Source organism: Citrobacter sp. HN-141 (assembly GCF_033341895.1).
Classification (GTDB): domain Bacteria; phylum Pseudomonadota; class Gammaproteobacteria; order Enterobacterales; family Enterobacteriaceae; genus Citrobacter.
This window is the reverse complement of the sequence record NZ_JAWPBF010000002.1, coordinates 162,399-179,732: the sequence shown is the minus strand read 5'-3', so window position 1 is coordinate 179,732 and position 17,334 is coordinate 162,399. Positions and strand designations below refer to the sequence as shown.

The window sequence follows — 17,334 nt, the reverse complement described above, 5'->3', positions numbered from 1 at the left end:
ATTTAACTTAAGGTTACATATTTGTGACGCTCAACAAAAAACCAAAATCCAGGAATAATCTCTACCTGAAATTACCATCATTCTGATATTGACAATCCCGATCACCTGTCAGACTCACTGTCAGTTACTGGTATGGCATCGACAACGCAGGATATTTCTGGAGGTCCCTATGGCTGATTTTACGCTCTCAAAATCCCTGTTTAAGGGCAAGCATCGAGATACCTCCTCTCTGCCCGGCAACATTGCGTATGCCGTTTTTGTGCTGTTTTGCTTCTGGGCCGGGGCTCAGGTTTTAAATCTGTTAGCCCATGCGCCCGGTATCTATGAAGAACTGATGCAGCTACAGATGCAAGAGACCGGACGCCCACGCGTTGAAATTGGCTTAGGCGTCGGCACCCTGTTTGGACTGATTCCCTTCCTCACTGGCTGCCTTATCCTTGGCGTTATCGCGGCGGTAATGCGCTGGCGCCATCGTCATCACAACGATGACTGACCCATACACTTCGCCCGACGATCGTCCACGCGTTTAGCAAACCATGCCGTGGTCAAATTACGCGTAATCTTCGGGCTTTCCAGTTGAATACCTGGCAGCATTTCCCGTGGTAACGCTTTTCCTGCCTTCGCTTCCGCCAGCTTATACATCTTCTCGTACAGCGCCGTCTCCTCGAAGGCCAGGCTGTCGCCTTTTTGCAACTGACGATGAATATCGCTCTCACTCATCCCCAGCTTCCCGGCAAGCTTGCGTACTGCCAGCTCCGTTTTGCCCGGTTCTTTGCTGTTGTAGAGAATCAAATCCCCATCCAGCGCCAGCTTCACACCACTGGCTTTGCTGACGGCATTCTGAAACGCCGCATTACGGCTGGCGTACCATCCCGCATTAAAATCCGCGAAACGGAAGATGGGTGCGCTATAGTTCGCCGGGTAATTCAGCAAGTGATACGTGCCGAACCAAAGTCCCCCGCGCAGGGTGAAGACCTCCTGACGTACCGTTCCTTCCATTTTCCACGGATATCCGGAAGTATGCTGTTCGGCAAACGCAATGCTGACCTGCATCGGTCCCCCGGTATGCACCGGGTTGAGCGAACCAAACAACGTCTGTCCCATCGGCACCATATTGATGAAATCATCAAAAATGGCGCTAAGCTGCTTTTCCGTCTTCACCGAATCCAGACGCTCGCTGTAGCTTTTCCCATTTGGCGAGTTAATCTTCAGTGCGGTATGAACCAAAAACACCGGGATATGCATACGCTCGGCGCGACGGTCAATCTCTTTCCAGGCTATTTTGCTTAAATTCGGGACAACCGGATCGGCCTGATAGTTGGACTCCTGCTGCGCCACCGCCAGCACCGAACAGATATTTTCAATCGTCGGCGCCAGCTTCTGACTGGCAAACGTTTTCGCCAGGTCCTGCGCCCACGCGTCCCGGTCTTTCACACTGGCAGGCATTTTTTGCCGCACCACGCTCGCCACATCGACGGCTTTCTCCCCCTTTTTTAATGGCTGCGCGGGTTGGCTACTACACCCCACCAGCACCAACGCCGCCAGACCAGACCAGGGGTAAAGACGGGAAACCGTCGACATAACATCTCCTTTTGTTAGCTAAGCGTATGGGTAACAGCCTGAATTTCCTGACCATCCAGTTCACGCTCGAAGCTACGCAGACGCTTATAGATAGACATCAGCTCAACCAGCGTCGTCCACGAATTAATCAAATACTGGAACGAACCGCGTACCTGACCAAACACGTTGGTGATTTGCGTCATCAGACCGAGCGTAATCGTACCGGCAACAATCGATGGAAACAGCAGGAACAAGCCGAAAACGTTATCAACCTGCAGGTAAAGAATACGGGCGATATTGAAGTACATATAGTGAAAATAGAGGCGAAAGTAGTTTTGACGCACCGCGTGGAACAGCTCGCGCACCGTCGGCGGCGTCGCGCGATTACCATCATCTTCACCGTACACCAGCTCTTTACGGTACGCCGCTTCCACCCGCTGATTTTTGAACTCCAGCCCAGGCAGTTTGATCCCCACCACAGCCAGCAGCCCGGTCCCCATCAACGACCAGACAATCGCGGCAATCACCAGACCGTAGGGAATATGCCCAACAATCGGCAGATCCGGGACATGCGCAGAGAGCGTAACCAGTACCGGCAGGAAGGCAATCAGCGTCATAATCGCGTTAATAAAACTCACGCCCATGTCTTCCAGCGTGGAAGCGAAACGCATGGTGTCTTCCTGCACACGCTGCGCCGCACCTTCGATATGACGCAGATGCTGCCAGTGCGCCATATAATGTTCGTTCATCGCGGTACGCCAGCGGAAGACGTAATGGCTGACGAAGAAGTTGTTCATCACACCAATGACGACGGCAATCAGCGCAATCCCGAGAAAGATCCCCACTTCCTGATAGAACTGCTCAATCTTCACCTTATGCGGCGTGCTGAGCGCGGTTTGAATCAGGTCATAGAACGGCGCATACCAGGCGTTGACGGCGACGCCGACTTCAACCAGAAACCAGGTAACGAAGATAATCAGCGAGGTACCGAGTATCGACCAGTACTGCCAGCGGTGCGGACTGTAGATAAACCAGAACAGCGCAAACACGCCAACGCACAGAATGTAGTACGCATAAAAAATCAGATAATCCAGCGACCAGAATCGCGCTGCGCTAATCGGTACATCCCCCGATGCGCCGGTAATCTGTGCAACCCAGGCTCCCCCTCCAGCCTGCCAAAATACAACAGCGACCAGTGCCCAAATAAATGCCGAAATAAAGAACGGCCCCGGCTTTGGGAAAAAAGACTTAAACATAGTGCTCTCCTGCTAACTTCTTATCGTTATGACGACTGCTGTGCATTTGCCACGGTGGTTTACCGCGGCAAGACGGCTTACGCCCAATAAACACAAGCTGAAACCGACAATTGTGACCAGAACCGACGCACTTAGTTCGCTATCTGGTTTTGTAGAATTGTTTCTGCGGTTTTCACACCGACAGCGTTCCGGCATGTTCAGATTATTACAGCGTGAGATCACAAAAGCGAACATCCACTCTCCGGGAAAAGCCCACGTTTACTCATCGTTACGTTTTTCCCACTATCATTGGCTGATAAGCGCTTTGCAATATGCCAACGAGTAGTATAAATACGCATACGCACGTCATCTTTTATTTCCTCTAACTCATGGACACCACCGTTGAAACGTAGTCTGCTTTTTTCTGCCGCGCTGTGTGCGGCGTCATTGACATCTGTCCAGGCGGCACAGCCTATAACCGATCCCGTCTTTGCCTCTGACATCGTCGACCGGTATGCCGATCATATTTTCTACGGCAGCGGAGCGACAGGGATGGCGCTTGTGGTGATTGATGGTAATCAGCGCGTGTTTCGTAGCTTTGGTGAAACACGCCCCGGCAATAATGTTCACCCGCAGTTGGATTCCGTCATTCGCATCGCGTCGTTGACCAAATTAATGACCAGCGAAGTGTTAGTGAAATTACTCGATCAGGGCACAGTAAAACTCAACGATCCATTGAGTAAATATGCACCACCAGGCGCACGCGTTCCGACATATCAGGGAACGCCTATTACGCTGGTGAATCTGGCGACGCACACCAGCGCACTGCCACGTGAGCAACCTGGCGGCGCAGCAAAACGCCCGGTCTTTGTCTGGCCGACTCGCGAGCAACGCTGGAGCTATCTCTCAACCGCAACGCTAAAAGCCGCACCGGGCTCGCAGGCATCCTATTCGAACCTGGCGTTTGACCTGCTGGCCGATGCGCTGGGAACCGCGTCCGGCAAACCTTATCCGCAGTTGTTTGAAGAGAAAATCACCCGACCACTCGGGATGAAAGACACCACCTTTACCCCGTCCCCCGATCAGTGCGCACGTCTGATGGTCGCGGAAAAAGGCGCCAGCCCGTGTAACAATACGCTGGCGGCCATGGGCAGCGGCGGCGTCTATTCTACGCCCGGCGATATGATGCGCTGGATGCAACAGTACCTCTCCTCTGATTTTTATCATCGTAGCCAGCAGGCCGACCGGATGCAGACGCTGATTTATCAGCGTACGCAGTTAACCAAAGTGATAGGGATGGATGTTCCGGGCAGAGCCGATGCGCTAGGTTTGGGCTGGGTCTATATGGCGCCGAAGAATGGGCGACCAGGAATTATTCAAAAAACCGGTGGCGGCGGTGGCTTCATTACCTATATGGCGATGATCCCACAGCAAAACGTCGGGGCCTTTGTCGTGGTGACCCGCTCCCCGCTGACCCGCTTTACCAATATGAGCGACGGGATCAACAATCTGGTGAGCGAACTGAGCGGCAACAAACCGCAAGTGATCCCCGCCTCCTGATTCAATACTCAAAAGGCAAACGGTTAATGCTCACCAGTTTGCCTTTATTCATTTCAATGTAGCCGCCTTTACGCAGTGCCGAGAGAACTTCAGCAACGACAGAGCGTGAAATGCGTGTACGCTGGTGGATATAGTTCATAACACCAACGCGAGAGCGCAGTAACTCATCCCATTTCATCATGGATATCAGCGTGGCACGGATCTGATCGTAGGAGTTATTGCCAATTAATTGCAGGTCGCGTAATTCAAGCATGCAGTGTTGCCATGCTAACCAGCTAAAGGCTTCGCGCCATAGTTGACATTGTTCAATAATACCAATCGTTTTGGTCGCTGGCAGATAATAACCCGCACAGTAACTTTCTGTTATTAATCTATATTGAACATCTGTTTTCATCACACCATCCGCAAGTCCCATAATAAACGGTGCCTGTGTAATGCCAACCAGTATGTTTTCTCCTCGCCTCAGCGAGATAACCCCCTCTAAAATAACAAAAGTGTCGTTTTTATTTACATCACTGGAATATATTATATGTTTTTCATTTTCATATTCAAAACGCTCACCATATTTCGATAAACATTTATCCAGCTTACCAAACTCCAGAAAAGGCTTATCTACAGATAACATTTACGCATTCCTTGCATAAAAGCCCGTCAAATCCTTGACGGGCTTATTGGGATTAAAGTACCGAGTCCTCTAAGAGGAATGCTTACCAGGTATATTTAACGCCTACATTCGCAGACCAGTCTTGATCTACATCACCGCCGCCAAGGTAGTTAGCATCGGTATATGCGCTGAAGTTTTTGGTAAAGCTGAACTGAGTACCCAGTCCAACACGTACCGCAGAACCTTCAGTACCATTGTCGATGGAATCACCGTTGACGTTAGCATCGTTACCCGCATCGTCATAAACGTAAGCCAGTTTGAAGTACGGAGTCAGTGCCTGGTCATCGCTGTAGGCGAAGGTATAACCTGCATCGACACCGAGTTCATAACGCATGCTGTCATAAGACTGACCGTCAACTTTCATGTCGTTGCTCAGCTTATAGTCATCACCAGACTGGAACAGACCGGATACACTGCCGTATGGCGTTACGTAACCTGCATCACCCAGTTTCAGGTCGTAACCCAGTTTCAAGCCAAAGCCCCAGGCATCAGAAGAGGTGCTGCCATCGACATACTGACCGTTGCTCATGCTGGCGGACAGATCGTTGTTGAAGTGAGAGTAGCTTAAGTTACCGTCAACAAAGATGTTGTTGGCAAAGTGAGCAGAAGAGTAGATGTAGGCAGTCTGGCTGTCCTGATCCACCTGACCGCTACGGTCGCTCATATCCCCTTTCGCGAAGCCTGCTGCGGCACCGAAAATCCACTTAGCGTTGTTACCATCAATTTTGGAATCAACACCGACCATGATGCCATTAACGTCCTGATCGTAGTTAATGGTGCCGTTATCCGCATCGAAGCTACCACCGAAGTAGCTTACCCATGCGCCACCGTTATCAACCAGACCATGACGTGCGTTAGTCAGACGAGTACCAACGGTATCTTGTTCCAGGTTCCAGATATTGGTGTTAGCAGACGGGATGCTCAGCGCCATGTTCGCGTAGTCTGTCAGTTCCATCTGCTGCAGAACAACGGTGTTACTCTGCTGCTGCGCCTGATAGGTGTAAGCCCCCAGGTCAGCTTTGTTAGCCGCAGAGAAGGTCGCATTGCTGCTCGTATCGTTAACGTAGATCAGTTCATTACCTTTGTAATCAGCAACAGAACCTGCGCCAGTGGCGTTATCGATGCGAACTTTATAGTTACCGGTGGCTGCCGCTACGCGATCACCATAGTTATCAACTTCAGACTGATCGCCTGAGGTGTCGGAATCGCCGTTACCGTTGATAGTCAGATGACCATCAGAGTTCATCGCGATCACGCCATAACCGTAGTTAGCCTGAGTTTTGTCGTTAGTACGATCGTTGGTCAGGTCAGCATTCAGTACATAGTTAGCGCTGTTGATGTCGAAAACGCCCGCATTAACATGGTTGTAAGCGTCGGTGTCGCTGGTCAGATTCAGCGTATCAACCTGCAGTGCATCGCTCGTGCCGTTACCCACATCCAGAACTCCGTTGTTGGTCACGTTGATGGTGTTGGCATACAGCGCAGCACTAGACAGCTCCGAATTCCAGCCATCCGAATTCCAGTCAGCAGAGACATCATCGGCAATCGTAACGGTACTGTTGTCAATAGACAACGTATCCGTCGCAACATGACCATCTTCGTTGATGTTCAGTGCAGAACCACCCGTCAGGTCAATAGTGTCGGAGATCAGGGTAGAATCACCCACATTGACAACCGAACCACTGTTAATGCTCAGAGTATCAATCAGCGAAGTTTTGGTGGTATCCCACTGTGAAGCGCCGTTCAGCGTGACGTTGAACAGACCGCTTTGATAAACCTCGTTACCTACCACATGATCATCTTCGTCATAAGAGGTCGTGCCGCTATCGATACCGTAGGTTGAAGAAGGCCACAGGCTGTTGGCCGCGATGTCGATCAGCGTAGCGGTGGCTTCAGTGCCCACAGAATAGCCGTCATAAACACCGTCACCATCGTTATCAATCTGATGCACAGACAGTGCCGCCCCCACCCACTTACTGCCGTTGTTCAGGGTCAGATCCAGACGGTCAGTACCATCCCAGCCGTTGGTATCCAGATCGGCATCGGTATCACGATAACTGTCAGCACCGCTCGGGAAGAAGTTCTCATCAAAGTTGCTGGAGAACAGCACATCGCCCATCAGCGTGGAATTGCTAAACGTTGCGGTGGTTTGCATCGCGTTATCTGCATTTGGATTTGCAATAGCTGCTATTGCAATATCGTCAGCGGTATGAGAGCCGCTGTAGTCGCTTGCATTGCCGGTGTTACCAAACCAGCCGGTGGTACCTTCATCAGACCATGAACCAGAGGTCAGGGTAGAATCGGTCACCGCGATGGTGTTGTTAAACACTTCGCTGCTGTTTACGCCGGTGCTGACGGTGTTATCGTCAATATCTTCCCACTCGTAACCCTGAGTCAGCGTAATACCCGCGACGTGAGAGTTAGCGGAGATAGACAGATCAACTTCTTGATCCAGCGTGATAGCCGTACCCAGGTTATAAACGTCGACAGCGTGCGTGTCAGCCGCGTCATTATAGGTACCGTTGTAGGTATAATGTTCGTAGTTGTCATCAATCGTTGAATTGATGACGTTCATCGCCAGGCGATCGTAGTAATAGTCGGTACCCGTACGGTTAGTACAATCCGTAGTCATACATTCGGATGTCACCATGCCGTGAATGGTACTGTTCTTGATCGTCAGGCTGTTGTTATTGCTGTTAGTAGCTAGCCCATCATCCAGATAATAAGTCGAAATAACACCGTTGACTGTGGCGTTATTGATTACCGGATAAATATCACCGTTATAAATACTATCAGCTTCGTAATTGTTCCAGCCGACATACCCATCGTAGTAAACGCCATCAGCATAAGATGCATCATTATGATGGGTAAACGTTGTGTAGGTGGTCCCAGAGATATCAGTAGAAGCATTCGCCTGAGAAGTAATTGCCAACGTGCAGGCTAATGCTAATTGTGAGACTACAAGTTTCTTTTTCCAAGTGTGCATTTGTCATCCCTCCTCAGGGACGTAATATAGTTGATCCGTCAATTATCAATGCATAGAAAACATTTAATGTTTCTCGGAAACGATTATGCGGCGTCACAGATGAAAGGTTCAATTATTCTTTGCCTTAAGTCCGAAAGCAGACCACAAATAAGACAATTAAGAAAACCCTATAAGGAAAAGAAAAATATATTTAAATTCAATTCATTAAAATCATAAAAACATCAAATCCATACATTTACCCTATTATTTAAAAAGAAAACAAAAACACAGATAATAAATACCACTAAAACCTTCATGGCTTAATTAACCATTAAGCAAAACCGAACCAAAATTAAAACCAATCGATATCTAAAATAATAAACACCACAAAAATATAAATAGTATATATTTAGGAGAGGCTATTAAGCGTGGAACCTCACTCGCATAACGCCAACTTTCGTAAACCACTCGCCCTCAGGTTCGGGTATACTACGGCCTTCGATTTCACAAACATCAGGCATACCATGACAGACCTAATCCAACGCCCTCGCCGCCTGCGCAAATCCCCTGCGCTGCGCGCTATGTTTGAAGAGACAACACTGAGCTTAAATGACCTGGTGTTGCCGATCTTTGTTGAAGAAGAACTCGACGATTACAAAGCCATCGAGGCCATGCCAGGCGTGATGCGCATTCCAGAAAAACATCTGGCACGCGAGATTGAACGCATTGCCAACGCCGGAATCCGCTCGGTGATGACCTTCGGTATCTCCCACCACACCGATGACACCGGCAGCGACGCCTGGAAAGAAGACGGTCTGGTGGCGCGCATGTCGCGTATCTGTAAGCAGACCGTACCGGAAATGATCGTCATGTCCGACACCTGCTTCTGTGAATACACTTCGCACGGCCACTGCGGCGTATTATGCGAGCACGGCGTTGATAACGATTTAACCCTGGCCAATCTTGGCAAGCAGGCGGTGGTTGCCGCCGCAGCGGGTGCTGACTTCATCGCGCCTTCCGCCGCGATGGACGGCCAGGTGCAGGCGATTCGCCAGGCGCTGGACGCCGCAGGCTTCACCGATACCGCGATCATGTCCTATTCCACCAAGTTTGCCTCTTCGTTCTACGGCCCGTTCCGTGAAGCCGCCGGCACCGCGCTGAAAGGCGATCGTAAAACCTATCAGATGAACCCGATGAACCGCCGTGAAGCGATCCGCGAATCATTGCTGGATGAAGCTCAGGGTGCAGACTGCCTGATGGTCAAACCGGCTGGCGCATACCTCGATATCCTGCGCGATATCCGCGAGCGCACCGAGCTGCCGATTGGCGCTTATCAGGTCAGCGGTGAATACGCGATGATCAAATTCGCGGCGATGGCGGGTGCTATAGATGAAGAGAAAGTGGTGCTGGAAAGCTTAGGCTCGATCAAGCGCGCTGGCGCGGATCTGATTTTCAGCTACTTCGCACGCGATCTAGCTGAGAAAAAAATCCTGCGTTAATTCCTTCCAACGCCCCGCACTGCGGGGCGTTTTATCATAAAACGTCACCAAACCGCCATCTAACCGACACATCGCCCTTCTACTGTCACAAAAGGACAGAGGAGGAGCCGCTATGTTTAGTCTCGACAATGTCATCGACGACCTGTGGCCAGAGGCGAGGCCCGCCCCGTGGCAAAAAAAAGTACTGAGAAAACTGTTACATGAAGAGGAATTCCAACAGTTTGCCGCTCGTCACCGCCATCTGAAAGGGTTAGATACCGTCGAACAGGTGCTGGAGCATCTCAACATTCACTGTCAAATTCCGGTCCGTAGTCTGGAACGAATTCCCGAACAAGGGCCGCTGGTTATCATCGCCAACCACCCTACCGGCACACTCGACGGCCTGGCCCTGCTGTACGCCGTCTCTCGCGTTCGCCGCGATGTTAAAGTCGTCACCAACCGCATGCTCACCCATCTTGAACCGCTCAGCTCGCTGTTTATTCCGGTGGATAATATTAATGGCCGCACAGCTAAAGCGGCGCTACAACAGATGGACCGACAGTTACAAAACGGCGGTGTGCTGATCTTCTTCCCGGCCGGTGAGGTTTCGCGCATAACCCGGCGCGGCATTCACGATAAAAAATGGCACTCCGGCTTTATTAAGCTCGCCGCCAAATACCGCGCACCGCTCTTGCCTGCGTGGATTGAGGCACGCAACAGTACGCTGTTTTATGCCAGCACTCTGGTGTCGCAGAACCTGCCGATGCTGTTGTTAATGCAGCAGATGTTCCGCCGCCGGAACAGCAACCTGCCGGTGACCATTGGCGAGCAAATTGCGTGGTCGACATGGTGCAACCCGCAAACCACGCTGCGAGAAATGACAGACAAGTGCTACCGACACGTTCAGCTACTGGGGAAAGGACTGCCGGGCGTCTTTAAAACCGAAAGCGCGATCGCTCGCCCGGAACCCCGTGCTCTGCTCAAGCGCGAGCTACACCAGGCCGAGTGCCTGGGGCGTACAGCAGACGGTAAGGTTATCTATCTCTGGCAACGCAACGGTCAGGAAGAGGTTCCGTTGCTACGCGAGCTGGGCCGTCTGCGGGAAATCGCCTTCCGCGCGGTAGGTGAAGGCAGCGGCAAACGCCGCGACATCGACAGTTATGACGATGACTACCTGCATCAGATCCTGTGGGATGAAGATGATCTGGAGATCGTCGGTGCCTACCGGTTTATACCGACCGCCCTGCAGATGGAAAAGCGCGGGCTGGACGGCATTTACAGCTATAGCCTGTTTCATTACGACGAACGGATGGACGATATCCTCCAGCACGGCATTGAGCTGGGGCGCAGCTTTATTCAGCCACGCTACTGGGGACGCCGCGGGCTGGACTATCTGTGGTCCGGTATCGGCGCGTATCTGGCGCGCCATCCACACTATCGCTACCTGTTTGGCCCGGTCTCTATTTCTGGTGGGCTACCGCCTTCGGCCCGCGATCTGCTGGTTGCCTTTTATCGCCTGTGGTTTCCGGCAACGCATCCGCTGGCGGAGTCGCGTCGACCGTACCCGGCCTCGTTACCCGACGCACTGGCGCAGTTTGGCGGGGAAGATTACAGCGAAGACCTGACGCGACTGAAATCGCTGCTCGGCAACCTTGGTTGTGGTATTCCACCACTCTACAAGCAATATTCCGAAGTGTGTGAGCCAGGTGGCGTACAGTTTATCGACTTTGGCAGCGACCCGGACTTTAACAACTGCGTGGATGGCCTGGTGCTGGTGGATTTAACGTATCTGAAGGCAAATCGCTACCAGCGGTATATCGAACCGCATTTGGTTTCACAGGCAGAATAAGACGTTTGCGCCGCCATTCGGCACGGTACCGCAGCGTGCCGAACGGTGTAATTCTCTGTTACGACGCACGGTAGAACGGCTTATCCCCTAAAATCGTGGCCCGATGCATAATGCGCCGCTGCGGCAGATAATCCGCATTGGCGTAATGCTGCGTCACGCGGTTATCCCAAATCGCCACATCGTCAGGCTGCCAGCGCCAGCGCACCTGAAACTCTGGTTTAGTGATATGCGCGAATAAAAAGCTCAGTAACGCCTCGCTCTCTTTTTCCGTCACATCGACAATTCGCGTGGTAAATCCTTCATTCACGAACAGCGCCTGCTTCCCGCTCACCGGATGCGTGCGCACCACCGGATGCAGCAGGGGTGGATGCTTCGCCACCGCCTCCAGCCAGCGCTGGTGCTCTTCTTCCGTCTTACGGTATTTGTACTCCTGGAATGATTTACGAAAATCATGCTCTGCCCGCAGGCCGCTCAGCAACTGGCGAAACGGCTCAGAGAGCGCCTCATAAGCGGCAATCCCGCTGGTCCACAGCGTATCGCCTCCGGTCGAAGGCAGCGTTTTTGCTGCCAGAATGGCCCCGGCTGGCGGCGTGTCGATAAAGGTCACATCGGTGTGCCAGTTATCGTTATCTGGCGGATTATCGTTGTGAGTATCCAGCACGATAATCTCCTCCACGTCTTCGGCATGCGGGTAGACCGGATGAATATGCAGATCGCCAAAACGCAGCGCCAGCGCTCTCTGCTGCTGCGGCGTAATCACCTGCTCACGCAGGAACACCACCTGATGGCGCAGCACCGCATGATAAAGCTGCTCAAACTGGTTATCGCTTAGCGGACGCGTCAGATCCGCACCGGAAATTTGTGCGCCAATATACGGCCCCAGCGGGGTAATGCTCAGACGTTCACTCATTGTACTTCTCCATGCCAGGGCGTCAGACGACGCTGAAGCGCGCGCAAACCCAGTTCTAAAATAAAGGCGATAACGGCAATGACCGCGATCCCCGCCAGCACCACATCCGTTGCCAGAAATTCACCGGCGGACTGGACCATAAAACCCAAACCTCGCGTGGCGGCAATCAACTCCGCAGCCACCAGCGTTGACCAGCCGACACCCAGCCCGATGCGCAGCCCGGTCAGAATTTCAGGTAATGCGCCGGGTAAAATAACAAACCACAACACCTGCGCACGGCTGGCCCCCAGTGATTGCGCGGCGCGTACTCTTACCTGCTGCGCGCTGCGGACACCGGCCAGCGCCGACATCGCAACAGGCGCGAAAATCGCCAGGTAGATCAATAAGATCTTGGAGGTTTCACCGATACCAAACCAGATCACCATCAGCGGTAAATAGGCCAGCGGCGGAACCGGGCGGTACAATTCAATGATCGGATCGAGAATGCCGCGAATTGTCGGGCTCAGGCCCATCGCGATCCCGACCGGAACGCCCAGCAGCACGGCGGCCAGCAGGGCGATGACAATTCGCGCCAGGCTCGCGGCCAAATGTTGCCACAGCGTGGCATCCATAAATCCTTGTGGCCCGGCGATGGTGATCAACTTTTGCAGTACCTGACCGGGCGCTGGCAAAAACAGCGGGCTGATTAATTGCAGCGCTGCCACCGTCCACCACACCGCCAGAATAACGACCAGCGTACCAAGGCTTAACGTTATCTGACGTGAAAACGGCCAGCGCCAGTTCAGCGTGCGCTGTCGCGGTTTATCATTAATCACTACGCTCATGAGAACGCCTCCCGTTGCGCAAAGACGCGACTTAACACGTACTCGCGCATGGCAATAAACTGCGGATCGGACTTAATACTGCGGCTCGCTTCCCCGGCCACAAAGCGCCGGGCAAAGTTAAGCGGCAGACGCTCCATCACCCGACCAGGGCCGGATGAGAGCAGCACCAGCTCGGTGGCCATAAATACCGCTTCTTCAATATCGTGCGTAATTAACAACACCTGTTTGCCGGTCTCATGCCAGAGCTTCAGCAGCAGGGTTTGCATCTGCTCACGGGTAAACGCGTCGAGCGCACCAAACGGTTCATCGAGCAGCAGGAGCTGTGGATTGGCCGCCAGCGCCCGGGCAATGCCAACACGCTGACGCTGGCCGCCAGAGAGCTGCCAGATAAAACGTTTTCCGGCATCGTCCAGCCCCACTTTCTGCAACATCTCCTGGGCGATATGCTGACGCTGCACTTTATCTACTCCTGCCAGTTGCAGACCAAAGGCCACATTATCCTGCACGTTACGCCAGGGCAGCAGACCTTCGTTCTGGAATACCACCCCGCGTTCCGCGCCCGGACCTTCCACCTTCTTACCTGATAACGTAATGCTGCCGTGCTGATACGGCACGAACCCGGCAATCAGATTTAGCAGCGTGGTTTTGCCGCAGCCGGAAGGCCCGAGTACCACCAGCAGTTCGCCGCTATCAAGCGTCAGGTTGATATCGTCCAGCACCGGTTTTCCACCGTAGCTGGCTGCGAGATGAGAGATTTGCAGCATCAGCCCCTCCTTTTATTGCACGAAGCGATCGGTAACGTACTGGCTGTAATCCGTCGCGACAGCAGGCACTTTGCCCTGCTCTTTGAGGAACTGCGCAGTATCGACAATCGCTTTGTTTACCGGCCCGGTAAGCTCGGCGGTTTGCTGTTGCGCAGTCAGGTAGGTATTCCCTTTCACCAGCCCCGGCACATCCGCCTCCGGCACGCCGCTTAAACGCGACAGCTTGCTGATATTCTCCGGCTGTTTCAGCCATTCATTGGGGTTAGCAATATAGGGTTGCTGCGCATCAATCGCGCTTTTGACAAAGGCTTTCACCACCTCGGGATGCTGCTCGGCAAAATCTTTGCGCACCACCCACACGTCCAGCGTCGGCGCGCCCCACTCGCCAACCTTTTCAGAATCGGTTAATACCTTGCCCTCTTTTTCCAGCGCATTGACGGCCGGCGCCCAAACGTAAGCACCATCAATATCGCCACGCTGCCAGGCGGCAATAATTGCCGGCGGCTGCAGGTTCACAATCTCCACCTGACCGGGTTTGATACCCCAGTGTTTCAGCGCAGCCAGCAGGCTGTAATGGGTGGTGGAAATAAACGGCACGGCAATGCGTTTGCCGATCAAATCCTCCGGCTTACTGATATTTTTCTTCACTACCAGCGCTTCAGAGCTACCCAGTTTTGACGCCAGCAGGAAAACTTCAATAGGTACCTGCTGACTGGCAGCGACGGCCAGCGGGCTGGAGCCGAGATTGCCAATCTGCACATCGCCGGAAGCCAGTGCACGCACGATGCTCGCCCCGCTGTCGAATTTTCGCCAATCAACGGTGGCCCCGCTCTCTTTAGCAAAGGTGTTATCCGCCTGCGCCACTTTGGCCGGTTCGGCGGAGGTCTGATAGGCGACTGTGACGTTTACCGCCTGCGCCTGAAATGCGATGAATGCCAGAGCGGCAAGAAGTGTGTTACGCGATGAAATAACCATGATTGTCTGCTCCCCTGTCTTGTTATGGAGGCAGTATTTCGTTGCGGCACAATTTGATAAAGGAATTAAAAATTCTGGCTAAGAACAAAGCGTTTTTAGAAAAAAAGCGGCAATAGTTAGCTATTTCGCTCATTACAGAACGTAGGCCGGATAAGGCGCTTGCGCCGCCATCCGGCAATCCATGCCTGATGCGCTGCGCTTATCAGGCCTACACTCGCTACAACACCCGGCAAATTATTGCGATTTTGTTACATTCGTTACATAACTGCACCACGATGATTGCCAGCGTGGCGCTGGCAGGCATCATAGATATCCTTGTCAGGCAAGAGAGCAATATCATGATTCATGTTGTGCTGGTGGATGACCATGTGGTGGTGCGTTCCGGCTTTGCGCAATTACTCGGTCTTGAAGAGGATCTCGCCGTTATCGGCCAGTACAGCAGTGCGGCAGAGGCCTGGCCGGCATTACTGCGCGAGGACGTCAATGTCGCGGTCATGGATATCGCCATGCCGGATGAAAATGGTCTGAGTCTGCTAAAACGGCTGCGGGCGCAAAAACCCGGCTTTCGCGCCATTATTCTCAGTATTTATGACGCGCCGACGTTTGTACAAAGCGCGCTGGATGCCGGGGCCAGCGGCTATCTGACCAAACGCTGTGGACCGGAAGAGTTAGTACAGGCGGTGCGCTCAGTCGGTATGGGAGGCCATTACCTGTGCGCCGACGCGCTGCGGGCGTTACGTGGAGGTGAGCAATCTGCACAGGTGCTGGAGGTATTAACCCCACGCGAACGCGAAGTGTTTGATCTGCTGGTCAAAGGTGACAGTGTGAAAGAGATCGCCTTTAAGCTCGACCTCAGTCATAAAACGGTCCACGTCCACCGTGCGAATGTACTGGGCAAGCTGCAATGCCACAGCACCATCGATTTGGTGCATTTTGCCCTCGACCACCAGCTATTAACGGGGCATTAATGTCGCGTAACCTTCGGCATTGGGTTATTTCGCTGTTTATTCTGCTGGCCTGGGGATCGGGCTGGCTGATGCTGTGGACGCTGGGGTTTTACCTGACCCACAACGGCCAGCAGGCGGCGCTATTCCTGCCGCACGGCGTCTATCTCGCGCTGCTAATCCTGCTATCGCGCCGTTACTGGCCCGCGCTGATACTGCCACCCCTACTGATGTTGTTCTGGCTGCACAGCGAGCAATTATTGAATGGCTATATCCTGCTGGCTGCGCCGTTAATTAGCCTGGTTCCGGCGAGCATCGGCCAGTCATACTGGCACCGCTTTCCCCTGTACTGGCAACGCTTAACGCTGCTGCTGGCCGCGGTGACGATCACTTCATTACTCAATACCGCCCTGCTTTCACCATTTATTCAAAGCCCGGCGACGTTAATCGGTCTGGCGTCGTTTACCGGTGGTGTGCTGCTCACCCCGTTTGTCTATCTGATCTATGAATTTTTGCGCCAGCAGCACCGCTATCATTTGCTCGGGCTGGATACCACCAATCCCCCGCTGCGCACCTCGCTTATCATCTGGTGCAGCCTGTTCTTTATTATTGGTATCGGCACGCAGATGGTGCTCTCGCCAGACATCGAACGCCTGTTACTGATTGTCGTGTTCCTGCCCAACGTGGTGATGGCGTGGAAATTTGGCTGGCAGGGCGGCGTGTTGTCCGGATTGCTCGGCAGTATGATGATCACCATCGCCCGGCAAATCGGCGTCGGGTTCAGTAACTTACTGGAGCTGGAAATTTTCCTCGCCACCCAGGCGCTGCTGGGCATCGGGCTGGGAATCGCCATCAGCCGCCAGCAGCATCTGGCGCAAAACCTGCACCATTATCGCCAGCGTCTGGAAAGCGAACTGGCGGCGCGCCGCGCGCTGACCGAACAGCTGATCCGCACGGAAGAAAACACGCGCAAAAGCCTGGCGCGGGAACTGCATGATGAAATTGGCCAGAACATTACCGCCATTCAAATTCAATCTCAGTTGGTTAAACGTTCGCAGGGCCCTGAGCAAACGCTCGACGCGGCGAACCAGATCAACGATCTTGCCCGGCGAATCCACCACTCGACCCGCCAGCTACTGCGCCAGCTCCGCCCACCCGCGCTTGACGAGCTGTCTTTTAAAGATGCGCTGCACCATCTGGTCAATGAATTTGCCTTTGCCGAACGGGGTATTCACTGCCGGTTTGATTACCGACTGGCAAATACGCCAGAAAATGAAACGGTACGCTTTACGCTGTACCGTCTGTTGCAGGAATTGCTCAATAACGTCTGTAAACATGCCGATGCCAGCGAGGTGTCGATTGCGCTGTACCAACGGGATCACTGCCTGTTGCTGGAAGTTACGGACAACGGCGTGGGCATTCTGCCTGAAAAAATTCCCGGCTTTGGTATCCAGGGAATGCGTGAGAGGGTCAGCGCGCTCGGCGGTGAGCTGACGCTCGAATCTAACCACGGCACGCGGGTAATTGTTAACCTGCCCACAAATTTGCAACAAACCGCCCCTTAACCAGGAAAAAGTCTTAGTCACTGCGGACTTTCTCTCATCCC

At 53.0% G+C, this 17,334-nt stretch carries 14 protein-coding genes; 6 read left to right on the top strand and 8 right to left on the bottom strand.

Annotated elements, in window-relative coordinates:
• The first annotated feature begins 169 nt into the window (after positions 1–169).
• Entirely contained in the window at positions 170–493 is a 324-nt protein-coding gene (locus tag RYZ59_RS03755) for a YaiY family protein (RefSeq protein ID WP_202039333.1), read from the top strand.
• Here the strand turns inward: RYZ59_RS03755 and RYZ59_RS03750 are convergent.
• Together RYZ59_RS03750 and sbmA are read right to left on the bottom strand one after the other, a co-directional pair.
• On the bottom strand, positions 478–1,581 hold the full coding sequence (locus RYZ59_RS03750) for a DUF1615 domain-containing protein (protein WP_318044921.1): 1,104 nt from the start codon (positions 1,579–1,581) through the stop codon (positions 478–480). The two genes, RYZ59_RS03755 and RYZ59_RS03750, sit on opposite strands and share 16 nt — an antisense overlap.
• A gap of 14 nt (positions 1,582–1,595) precedes the next feature.
• Positions 1,596–2,816 carry a peptide antibiotic transporter SbmA gene (gene sbmA / locus RYZ59_RS03745; RefSeq protein ID WP_040232769.1) on the bottom strand — a complete coding sequence of 407 codons (1,221 nt, stop codon included), beginning with the start codon at positions 2,814–2,816 and terminating at the stop codon, positions 1,596–1,598.
• Between the two features lie 381 nt (positions 2,817–3,197).
• Here sbmA and ampH point away from each other — a divergent pair, with 381 nt between their 5' ends.
• Entirely contained in the window at positions 3,198–4,355 is a 1,158-nt protein-coding gene (ampH, locus tag RYZ59_RS03740) for a D-alanyl-D-alanine-carboxypeptidase/endopeptidase AmpH (protein WP_318044925.1), read from the top strand.
• Between the two features lies 1 nt (position 4,356).
• On the opposite strand, the gene iprA is transcribed toward ampH, so the two are convergent.
• Both iprA and ehaB read right to left on the bottom strand, forming a co-directional pair.
• Positions 4,357–4,980, bottom strand: coding sequence for a hydrogen peroxide resistance inhibitor IprA (gene iprA, locus RYZ59_RS03735; protein ID WP_318044927.1), 624 nt, complete (start codon positions 4,978–4,980; stop codon positions 4,357–4,359).
• 82 nt (positions 4,981–5,062) lie between these two features.
• Positions 5,063–8,005: an autotransporter adhesin EhaB gene (gene ehaB / locus RYZ59_RS03730; RefSeq protein ID WP_318044929.1), complete on the bottom strand. Its 2,943-nt coding sequence runs from the start codon at positions 8,003–8,005 to the stop codon at positions 5,063–5,065.
• 503 nt (positions 8,006–8,508) lie between these two features.
• On the opposite strand from ehaB, the gene hemB reads away from it, so the two are divergent.
• Both hemB and RYZ59_RS03720 read left to right on the top strand, forming a co-directional pair.
• A complete protein-coding gene (gene hemB, locus RYZ59_RS03725; protein ID WP_137384668.1) occupies positions 8,509–9,483 on the top strand; it encodes a porphobilinogen synthase in 975 nt (324 codons plus the stop codon).
• Between the two features lie 112 nt (positions 9,484–9,595).
• A complete protein-coding gene (locus RYZ59_RS03720; protein ID WP_318044931.1) occupies positions 9,596–11,311 on the top strand; it encodes a lysophospholipid acyltransferase family protein in 1,716 nt (571 codons plus the stop codon).
• A gap of 58 nt (positions 11,312–11,369) precedes the next feature.
• On the opposite strand, the gene tauD is transcribed toward RYZ59_RS03720, so the two are convergent.
• The 4 genes from tauD to tauA are packed head-to-tail and all read right to left on the bottom strand — an operon-like array spanning position 11,370 to position 14,784.
• Positions 11,370–12,221 carry a taurine dioxygenase gene (tauD, locus tag RYZ59_RS03715; RefSeq protein ID WP_318044933.1) on the bottom strand — a complete coding sequence of 284 codons (852 nt, stop codon included), beginning with the start codon at positions 12,219–12,221 and terminating at the stop codon, positions 11,370–11,372.
• Complete coding sequence (gene tauC, locus RYZ59_RS03710) at positions 12,218–13,045, bottom strand: taurine ABC transporter permease TauC (RefSeq protein WP_202039339.1); 828 nt, start codon at positions 13,043–13,045, stop codon at positions 12,218–12,220. Before tauC ends, tauD begins: the two co-directional genes overlap by 4 nt.
• Positions 13,042–13,809, bottom strand: coding sequence for a taurine ABC transporter ATP-binding subunit (gene tauB / locus RYZ59_RS03705; protein ID WP_318044936.1), 768 nt, complete (start codon positions 13,807–13,809; stop codon positions 13,042–13,044). The genes tauC and tauB overlap by 4 nt, the downstream gene beginning before the upstream one ends.
• Before the next feature lie 12 nt (positions 13,810–13,821).
• On the bottom strand, positions 13,822–14,784 hold the full coding sequence (gene tauA, locus RYZ59_RS03700; RefSeq protein WP_318044938.1) for a taurine ABC transporter substrate-binding protein: 963 nt from the start codon (positions 14,782–14,784) through the stop codon (positions 13,822–13,824).
• Between the two features lie 338 nt (positions 14,785–15,122).
• Between tauA and RYZ59_RS03695 the strand changes: the two genes are divergently transcribed.
• Complete coding sequence (locus RYZ59_RS03695) at positions 15,123–15,752, top strand: response regulator (protein WP_202039734.1); 630 nt, start codon at positions 15,123–15,125, stop codon at positions 15,750–15,752.
• A complete protein-coding gene (locus tag RYZ59_RS03690) occupies positions 15,752–17,293 on the top strand; it encodes an MASE1 domain-containing protein (RefSeq protein ID WP_318044940.1) in 1,542 nt (513 codons plus the stop codon). Before RYZ59_RS03695 ends, RYZ59_RS03690 begins: the two co-directional genes overlap by 1 nt.
• The last annotated feature ends 41 nt before the right edge of the window (positions 17,294–17,334 follow it).